8 protein-coding genes are annotated in these 8,915 nt (G+C 46.1%); 4 read left to right on the plus strand and 4 right to left on the minus strand.

Annotated features, from left to right (window positions below):
* Both H6H02_RS23100 and H6H02_RS23105 read right to left on the minus strand, forming a co-directional pair.
* A complete protein-coding gene (locus H6H02_RS23100) occupies positions 1-597 on the minus strand; it encodes an ATP-dependent Clp protease proteolytic subunit (RefSeq protein ID WP_190822194.1) in 597 nt (198 codons plus the stop codon).
* A 114-nt stretch (positions 598-711) separates the two neighbouring features.
* A complete protein-coding gene (locus tag H6H02_RS23105; protein WP_190413108.1) occupies positions 712-1,371 on the minus strand; it encodes an ATP-dependent Clp protease proteolytic subunit in 660 nt (219 codons plus the stop codon).
* Between the two features lie 470 nt (positions 1,372-1,841).
* On the opposite strand from H6H02_RS23105, the gene H6H02_RS23110 reads away from it, so the two are divergent.
* Positions 1,842-3,083 (plus strand): VWA domain-containing protein, encoded by a 1,242-nt coding sequence (locus H6H02_RS23110; RefSeq protein WP_190822196.1) that lies wholly within the window; start codon positions 1,842-1,844, stop codon positions 3,081-3,083.
* Between the two features lie 180 nt (positions 3,084-3,263).
* Here the strand turns inward: H6H02_RS23110 and H6H02_RS23115 are convergent, their stop codons facing one another.
* The gene (locus tag H6H02_RS23115) at positions 3,264-4,343 is read right to left on the minus strand and encodes a PIN/TRAM domain-containing protein (RefSeq protein WP_190822198.1); all 1,080 of its coding nucleotides are present in this window, start codon (positions 4,341-4,343) and stop codon (positions 3,264-3,266) included.
* A gap of 365 nt (positions 4,344-4,708) precedes the next feature.
* On the opposite strand from H6H02_RS23115, the gene hemW reads away from it, so the two are divergent.
* The 3 genes from hemW to H6H02_RS23130 all read left to right on the plus strand — a co-directional run bounded on the left by hemW (position 4,709) and on the right by H6H02_RS23130 (position 7,661).
* A complete protein-coding gene (hemW, locus tag H6H02_RS23120) occupies positions 4,709-5,974 on the plus strand; it encodes a radical SAM family heme chaperone HemW (RefSeq protein WP_190822200.1) in 1,266 nt (421 codons plus the stop codon).
* Positions 5,975-6,033: 59 nt separating this feature from the next.
* Positions 6,034-6,783, plus strand: coding sequence for a rhomboid family intramembrane serine protease (locus H6H02_RS23125; protein ID WP_190822202.1), 750 nt, complete (start codon positions 6,034-6,036; stop codon positions 6,781-6,783).
* 671 nt (positions 6,784-7,454) lie between these two features.
* On the plus strand, positions 7,455-7,661 hold the full coding sequence (locus H6H02_RS23130; RefSeq protein WP_190822204.1) for a hypothetical protein: 207 nt from the start codon (positions 7,455-7,457) through the stop codon (positions 7,659-7,661).
* A gap of 334 nt (positions 7,662-7,995) precedes the next feature.
* Here the strand turns inward: H6H02_RS23130 and H6H02_RS23135 are convergent, their stop codons facing one another.
* Positions 7,996-8,424, minus strand: coding sequence for a hypothetical protein (locus H6H02_RS23135; protein WP_190822207.1), 429 nt, complete (start codon positions 8,422-8,424; stop codon positions 7,996-7,998).
* Positions 8,425-8,915: the final 491 nt, after the last annotated feature.

Here is an 8,915-nt window from a genome sequence, read left to right on the forward strand (position 1 = left end):
TTACTTCGGACGTTCTTCGATAACGCGGTCAATTAGACCGTATTCCTTCGCTTCTTGAGCAGACATGAAAAAGTCACGATCCATGTCCTTCTCAATTTTCTCAATCGGCTGACCCGTCCGGTGAGCATAAATCTCATTCAGCTGGCGACGAATCCGCAGAATCTCTCTTGCCTCAATCTCAATGTCTGTGGCTTGTCCCCGCGTACCACCAGAAGGTTGGTGGATCATAATCCGCGAGTGAGGCAAAGCGAGACGTTTGCCTTTTGTCCCAGCGGTCAGCAGGAATGAACCCATTGATGCCGCTAAGCCTACACAAATCGTCACCACCTCTGATTTGATGTGCTGCATGGTGTCATAAATCGCCATGCCAGACGTGACTACGCCACCCGGAGAGTTGATATAGAGATAGATGTCCTTGCCCGGATCTTCCGAATCCAGATAAAGCATCACGGCAATTATCTGGTTAGCCATTTCATCATCAACATCTTCGCCCATGAAAATAATCCGTTCCCGGTATAGGCGATCGTAGATGTTAATCCACTCGGTATATTGTCCCCCTGGCATCCGGTAGGGAACTCTAGGGTAGCCAATAGGCATAATGTAGAACTCCGTTCGTAAAAAGTGAAAATTGGTATCGAAAGAATTAAAAATGCAAAATTAAAAATTAAAAATTTGAATTGTCTTCATTTTTAATTTTTAATTTTTAATTCTTCAGATGACACCAGCGGGAAGTGGTGTTGGTAAATCTGATTTTGACTCTAAAACCCGATCGATCAAGCCATATTCCACAGCTTGCTCCGGTGTCATATAGAAAAGTCGATCCATATCCTTGGCAATTTTTTCAGGGGTCTGACCTGTATTGCGCGATAGGATATCCAGCATCGTTGTCTTATTAGCCAGCACTTCTTTAGCTCGGATTTGGATATCCGTCGCCTGACCGCGAGCATAGCTCTTAGTCTGGTTCAAGATAATCGTGGCATGGCGCAGACTAGCACGATAGCCTTTAGTCCCAGCAGAGAGTAACATTGCCGCCATTCCCATTGCCGAACCGATACAGATGGTATGAATGGGCGGCTTGATGTAGTTCATCGTGTCACAGATGGCGAAGGCTTCGGTTTCAAAGCCCACAGGTTCGCCGTCATAACGCGAGGTGCCGGTGGAATTGATGTAGATTTTGATCGGTTTTTCCGGATCTTCGTACTGCAAAAACAGCAGTTGGGCGATGATTAGTTTCGTTACCTCTGGCACCAAGGGCGTTCCCAGATAGACAATCCGCTCCTTTAAGATCAGGGAGGGTAAGTCTGGAGGCGGTGTCCGGTAGAAGCTATCGCCGCCGTAGGGAGCTTGAACAGCCTGGATGGGTGAGTTCATGGCGTATCGGAAAGCTGCAATAGTGGTGCTATCTTTAATTTGAGATTAAATTCCGGTGTACCCCACCGTACTGACTGGATTCTAGCAGTTTTACTCCCCTTACCGCTTTTAGTAAGGTTGAGGGTGGCTTGGTGTCGCTTTAGCGGCTGTAGGTGGGCTTTCTGGGAGGCAACGCCAGAAAGTGGGTCTTCAAGTCTTCTAATTTTTAGGTTTTTCAGCAGAGAAACCGGAGTTTAAGTATCGGTTTTTGCGAAAGGAGAGGGGTGAAATCCACCCCCGCGATCGCATTTTCCTCTGCAAAGAATTGCGATCTTTTGGCTGAGTGCTTCCGCCGTGTTGGACTGCAAGCTATTGTAAGAAATAAGCCCGGTCGCGGTTAGGGTAATTTTACGGTTCCCTTTCCGGAGCGTCAGCATTTAGTCTTGTGGTTACTCCGAATCCCTTCTTGTTCTGCCAGGAATGAGCGTGCTATGAGAGTTGGTTTACAGCCTGCTTTGAATGATATGAATATTGACGCGACTCAAGCGAGTAGCCAGCGTCAACTAGAAATTTCTATTTCTGCGATCGCTGGGGATCTTGAAGATCGTGCCCCGCTCAATTTATGCATAATTCTCGACCACAGTGGCTCGATGAATGGACGCCCCCTGGAAACGGTGAAACAGGCAGCAATCGGTCTGGTGGATCGGCTTACACGGGGCGATCGCATCTCGATTGTCGCCTTCGATCACAAAGCCAAAGTGCTTGTCCCCAACCAAGTCATTGACAACCCAGAAAACATTAAGAAACAGATAAATCGGCTCAGCGCGGACGGGGGTACGGCGATTGATGAGGGTTTAAAACTCGGAATTGAAGAACTGGCGAAGGGCAAAAGGGAAACGGTTTCTCAAGCTTTTCTGTTAACAGATGGCGAAAATGAGCATGGCGACAACAACCGCTGTCTGAAATTTGCCCAAGTGGCGACTGGCTACAACCTGACGTTGAATACATTGGGATTTGGCGCTCACTGGAACCAGGATGTTTTGGAAAAAATTGCTGATGCAGGTGGCGGTTCGCTGTCCTATATTGAGCGTCCCGAACAAGCAGTCAATGAGTTTGGACGTTTGTTTAATCGGATCTCTGCGGTGGGGTTGACAAATGCCTACCTGTCACTTTCTTTAATGCCGAAGGTACGGTTAGCGGAACTCAAACCCATCGCCCAAGTTGCTCCAGACACCATTGAACTGCCGGTGCAACAAGAAGGCGATCGCTATACGGTACGGTTGGGAGACTTGATGAAAGATGCGCCGCGAGTCATTTTGGCGAATCTTTACGTCAGCCAGCTAGCGGAAGGGCGTCAAGCGCTCGCTGAGGTGCAAGTCCGTTACGACGATCCCGCCCAGGATAAAATGGGGCTAATTTCTCAACGGGTCTTAGTCGAGGCGAATGTTGTCCGGAGTTACCAACCCGCACCTAATCCTCAGGTGCAACAGTCTATTTTGGCGTTGGCGAAATACCGACAAACTCAATTAGCAGAGGCAAAATTGCAACAAGGCGATCGCGTGGGTGCCGCGACGATGTTACAAACTGCTGCCAAAACTGCCCTGCAAATGGGAGACAAGGGAGCCGCGACGGTTCTCCAAACTAGCGCCACTCGCCTGCAATCGGGGGAAGAACTTTCAGAAGCAGATAGGAAGAAGACACGGATTGTGTCTAAAACTATTTTGCAGGAGTAGGATTTTTTAACGCAAAGTTACGCCAAGATTAACGCAAAGGTACGCAGAGGAAACATTGACCTCTGCGTACCTTTGTGTTTTTGCCTGTGGGTTTTGACGTTGAAATTTTAAGCGTGCAGCCAAGAGTGCAGCTTTGTGGCTTTCCAGGTGTTACCAGTAGCGATCGCAACTTCAAGCCACTCAAGCCACAAAGGACGCTTGAGGACGAGCAAAAATCATTCTTCCCGCCGAAGTCTGCAAGGCGCTGGTTACGACCACTCGGATTTCACCACCCATGTACTCACGCCCGTCTTCCACCACCACCATTGTGCCATCGTCCAGGTAGCCGACGCCCTGAGCCGGTTCCTTGCCACCCTTGAGAATTTTGATGTCTAGGCTATCACCAGGCAGATAAATTGCCCGAATTGCCTGAGCCAAATCATTAATATTCAGCACCGGCACTTTCTGCAAAGTGGCAACCTTACTCAAGTTGTAGTCGTTAGTTAGCAAAGTGCCATTGATTTCTTGGGTCAACCGGACTAACTTCGCATCCACCTTGGGAATTTCGTCGTAGTCGGCGGAGTGAATCACGATCCGCTCTGAGTAAGCATCCTTCATCTGGTTCAGGATATCTAGCCCTCTCCGTCCCCGGACTCGCTTCAGATCGTTGGAACCATCTGCCAGTTGTTGCAGTTCCTGCAAGACAAACTGGGGTACGAGGATTTGACCTTCGATAAAGCCAGTGTTTAGAAGTTCTTCAATGCGACCATCGATGATGCAGCTGGTGTCTAAAACCTTGGTTGAAGCAGGTTTGAGGGTTCCTTCCGCCACCAACATTGTTTCTACGCTGTGGGGGCTAATCAGCCTCAAGAAAGAACGACCGTGGGTATCCGCTAAAGTCACTCCCAAGTAGGAAAACATGACACTGCCTAAAATGGCAACCAGAGGCTTAATAAAAGCAAAATCGAAGGGCATTGGTAGCAAGAAAACGGGTGCCAGCATCAAGTTGGCGACTAATAAGCCAATCACCAAGCCAACGGCTCTAGTCAAAATGACCTCGATCGGCATTTCCCGGACTCGCTTTTCCAAGCGTCGATAAGCCGTCTGCACGAATAAACCAGCGGCACCTCCGAGCAGAGCGGCAAACCCAGCGAACACCCAGCGTAAAGCTTCCTGATTGCTGACTTGATGTAGGGCACCGCTGGGCAGTAATTCGATGGCGTCGAACCCAATTCCCGCCGCTGCTAGGATGAATAAAAGAATAATGATTGCGTCAAGCATTGTTTCCAGTTGTTTGGGATGATTGCTTCAATTCCTGAAAGCGGCTCTCTGGAACTGATACAAATTTACATTTGTTTTATTATATCTTTTGTGTTATTGCCTTCACCCTTGCGAATGACAATTGATTGAACATCACCATTCAATCCAATTTGAGTTATTTTGATGAAGCCACTTCTTTTTTATTAAAAAGAACAACCTCAAAAAATCAGCAAACTGTATTGCTTCTAGAAGGCTTAAACCTATAATAGGTATAGGCTTAACAGATTCTTGCTAAGACAAAAAAGACCTGGCAACCCTTCAGTAAAGTAACAACTGTTAATCAAATATTTAAGTATTTCATCGCTATATTGAGTATTGATACAAACATGGTATTGAATTATTTAATCCCGGACACTAAAAATATTGATTTGGGGATTCCCAGCTCGGCTTATCTCCACATTCCATTTTGTAGACGCCGCTGCTTTTACTGTGATTTTCCAGTGTCCGTGGTTGGGGATCACAAGACTGGAAAGAACTCTGGCACAATCGGACAGTATGTTGAGGTATTGTGCCAAGAAATTGAAGTTACACCAGCACAGGGAAATCCCCTAAAAACAGTTTTTTTTGGAGGCGGCACTCCTTCGCTGTTATCGGTGCAACAACTCAATCAAATTTTGGCTCAACTTGATGCTTGCTTTGGCATTGCCACCGATGCTGAGATTTCGATGGAGATGGACCCCGGCACCTTTGACACGGAACAACTTCAAGGCTACCGCTCAGCGGGAGTGAATCGAATCAGTCTGGGGGTACAGGCGTTTCAGCCGGAACTGTTGGAAGTGTGCGGGCGATCGCACTCTGTCTCTGATATTTTTGCAGCTGTGGAGCTAGTCCGCAAAGTGGGGGTTCCCGAATTTAGCTTAGATTTGATTTCTGGTTTGCCACATCAGACCTTGGAACAGTGGCAGGAATCTCTAGAAGCAGCAGTTGCGATCGCGCCCACTCATATTTCGATTTACGATCTCCAAGTCGAACCCGTTACTGCCTTTGGGCGTCAATATCAACCTGGTGCCAAACCTCTTCCCACTGATGAAATGGCTGCCGAGATGTACCGACTGGCGCAGCAAGTTCTCACCAGTGCCGGTTACGAGCATTATGAGATTTCTAATTATGCCAAACCCGGTCATCAATGCCGCCACAACCGAGTTTACTGGGAAAATCGCCCCTACTATGCCTTTGGCATGGGTGCCGCCAGTCATTTGCAAGGGTGCCGGTTCACCCGTCCCCGCAAAACACGGGAATATTACGAATGGGTACAACAACAGATAGTCAAAGCTGGGGGTGAGTGGGATTGTCCTCAAACATTGGCATCTGAAGTGTTGTTAGAAACATTGATGCTGGGGTTACGTCTAGCAGAAGGTCTCCGTTTATCAACCTTAGCTGAGCAATTTGGCAAACAAACGCTGCAACAAATTTGGACGTGTTTGCAACCCTACTACCAGCAAGGTTGGGTAGAAATTGTTGGAGAAAGCGGGGAAGCGATCGCGCTTGACGCCCAGAAACTCCCACCAAAGGGACGATTAAGATTAACCGATCCGGAAGGGTTTTTATTTTCCAATGTAATTTTGGCGGATCTGTTTAGCGAACTAGGATAAGTTTGAGGGCATAGCGTGTGGATTGATGATTCACCTAAAATCTAAAATCTAAAACCCTCATGATTCCTATTGCTGATAACATCCCCAGTCGCAGCAAGCCGATTGTTAATTACGCCCTGATCGGAATCAATGTTGCTTTGTTTCTGTGGGAGCTAAGACTAGAGTTTGCAGGTAAACTGAGCGATTTTATCCAACACTGGGGTATCGTTCCTGCCCGAATCAGTGCGGTGATTTCAGATGCCCTCAGTGGGGAAAATCCAGCCGCCTGGGTTGCCTTGCTAATGTTTTCCAGTTCCTTGCTGTGGGCGATGTTTCTCCACAGCAGCTTTGGTCAAATTTTAGGGAATCTCCTATTCTTATTTGTTTTTGGTAAGAGTGTGGAGAATCTTCTCGGACATTGGCGGTTTCTGCTACTTTACTTGCTGGGCGGCATTTTGACGGGCATCGTACAAGTTTGGTTAGACTCTACTTTGACGATGCCATTAATTGGAGCGAATGGCGCGATCGCATCTGTCCTGGGAGCCTATTTTCTGAGTTTTCCCCAGGCAAAAATTGATACCATTCTGCCTCTGGTAATTGTGTTTATTCCGATTGAACTACCAGCTTTGTTTTATCTATTCTGGTGGTTTATTCAGCAGATGTTTTATGGAATTGGCAGCTTAAATATTTCGGGTGGCGTTAATCCTGTGGGCGTCGGGTATTGGGCGCATGGTGTCGGGTTAGCGATGGGTGCAATGCTCGTGTTGCTGTTGAAAAGAAGAATCGATAAAAAACGAACTCCTGACGTGCAGAGGAGTCACAAGAATTAGAGGAAAGAAGCTGTTAGAGCTGATTTATCGCGATTCTCGTTTTGATGCACTATTGAACACCACCCCTGCACCTCATCGAAAAGCAGAGAGCGGCAAGGTTACAAGTATATTGCACGCGAGAGTAAGCACCGCTCTATAAAGTGACACCTATAGCAGTCCTATTTGAGTTGTGTGATGCCGACGGTTCAGAATCACACACTTCTTAGCTGGGATTTCGCCTTCACTCATAATTTAGGATTTTTATAACAGGTAATTTATTAAATAAATATTAATTGTGAAAATCTTTACTCTAGACGCATTTTCCCCCTAGTCCCCCTTAAAAAAAGAACCTGAAATCTGGCTGTCCCTACCAAAAATGTAGGTTGAGGGATTGAAATTTCCTTGATAAATGTCCTCTCACCCATCGATAACCGTTTGTTTGGGAACGGAAGGATTTCATCTAGTTTCTAAAACGCTTGACAGCCGATAGTTTTGAGCAATGTTGCAATTGCTTAATCTATGGATAGTTGACACTCTTGTTTATGTTAAGCGACTTCATAACTTTTTATGATGAAATGCAATGTTTTAAGTGGATATCGTACAAGTTATAGCTCATTGTAAAAATCAGATCGCATACTTTATAAAGACAGATAAATCTTGCTTTTGAAATGGTTCCTCAAAGGAAATACTTTATGCAACCCTTAAATTCACCAGTTTCAGCCTGTCGCTATTGTCAATTTTATAACCCAACGGGACGACGTGGCGGCTGTTGTCAAACTCTTGGCGTAACTGTTCAAAGTGGATGGCAAGGTTGTCAACTGGGAATTCCTCGGTTTAAAATTCCCTACGAATGTTCGCAAGAAGATTTGCAGAAACGAGCTGAAGCAATTGTAATTTAAAATACAAAAAGAAGAACGAGGACGCTGCAACAATCTGAAAGTTAAATAGCCAATTTTTTTATTTCTCCTTTACTAGCACGCTTCTGTTTGACGGGTTGCCAGAAGCTGAAAAAGCAAATTTCTCAAGAAAAATCTATGCATCGCAACCCGTCTATGATTTCAAGTCCATAAAAAGAGTTCTTTAATCGTTTAGTTTTTCCCTTTTAAATAGTGCGATCGCTGATTAACCCGTTAACACGGGTTTTTTTTCGGTAGTATTCCATACATCGTAGAAATAAGCGATCGCCTTCCGATACAAGTCCAAAACCTGCGTTTCCTCTTTATCAGAGAATTCTTACACTTTCCCCTCTACCAAGTTTTGTAATTCCTGCTGTAGAAACTTTCCCCATTCCGCTGCGAGGGGGATTTCAGTAAAAGGGATTTTCACCGAAACGGCTGGTGCAAAGACAAATTCCAGCGAAGCGACACGACCTTTACTGGGCAGTGCTTCTAAATCAACGGGCTTGTCATCTACTAGCAGCCGAATCGCTTTTACATCTTTTAAAGACAACGTTTGCACCTCCACAGGCCCTTTGCGCGTCGGTTTTCCCCAGGTTAAAGTGCTGTCATTTTCAGCCAACACTGCATAGATATCGTACTTAGATCGCTTAAACTGCTGTGCCCAGACGCGATAAGCTTCAACTTTTTGATACTCATTCCAGCCTTGCCAAGCCAGCCAGATAAACGCTGCCAGTAGGGGCAGCCACAACAGACCTCTTTCCATTGTCGGATTTTCGCCCTTAAACTATTCTGATATCTTGCAGCCTAACAGACGATTGTATCGATCCTTGGTTAGCCCCCCTTCGGCTATCTGCCAAGTATAAATACTCAGCTTGGATTTGTCTAAAAGCGTCGAAAGGTTTCTGTAGACGCTTCCCAATGAGAGTAAATTGCCTACAGGCTTGAATAAGGCTTTCCCAACCAAGTCCACCCAACTCTTTGGGAATCGCTTCGCGCTTCAGAAACTCAATTTAGCCTGCCTCCGCTGGCTTTGTTTTGATAAAAGCTCTCACAACTTCCGCCGCCTTTGTTCAGAACGATGTTCTGAACGATGCATTACGCATAAGCCCCAGCTTGTTGTCTTCCTATCGCTCTTCTGTCACTCTAGCGCTCTTCTGTCACTCTAGGTAACAGAAAATAGGAAATCTTGCGTTTGTAGAAGTATAGGAACTGCACCGGGAAAGTAATTCATAAACGCAATCAGCCGTGAAAAAC

This window comes from Coleofasciculus sp. FACHB-1120, from assembly GCF_014698845.1.
In the GTDB taxonomy this organism is placed as follows: Bacteria; Cyanobacteriota; Cyanobacteriia; order Cyanobacteriales; family FACHB-T130; genus FACHB-T130.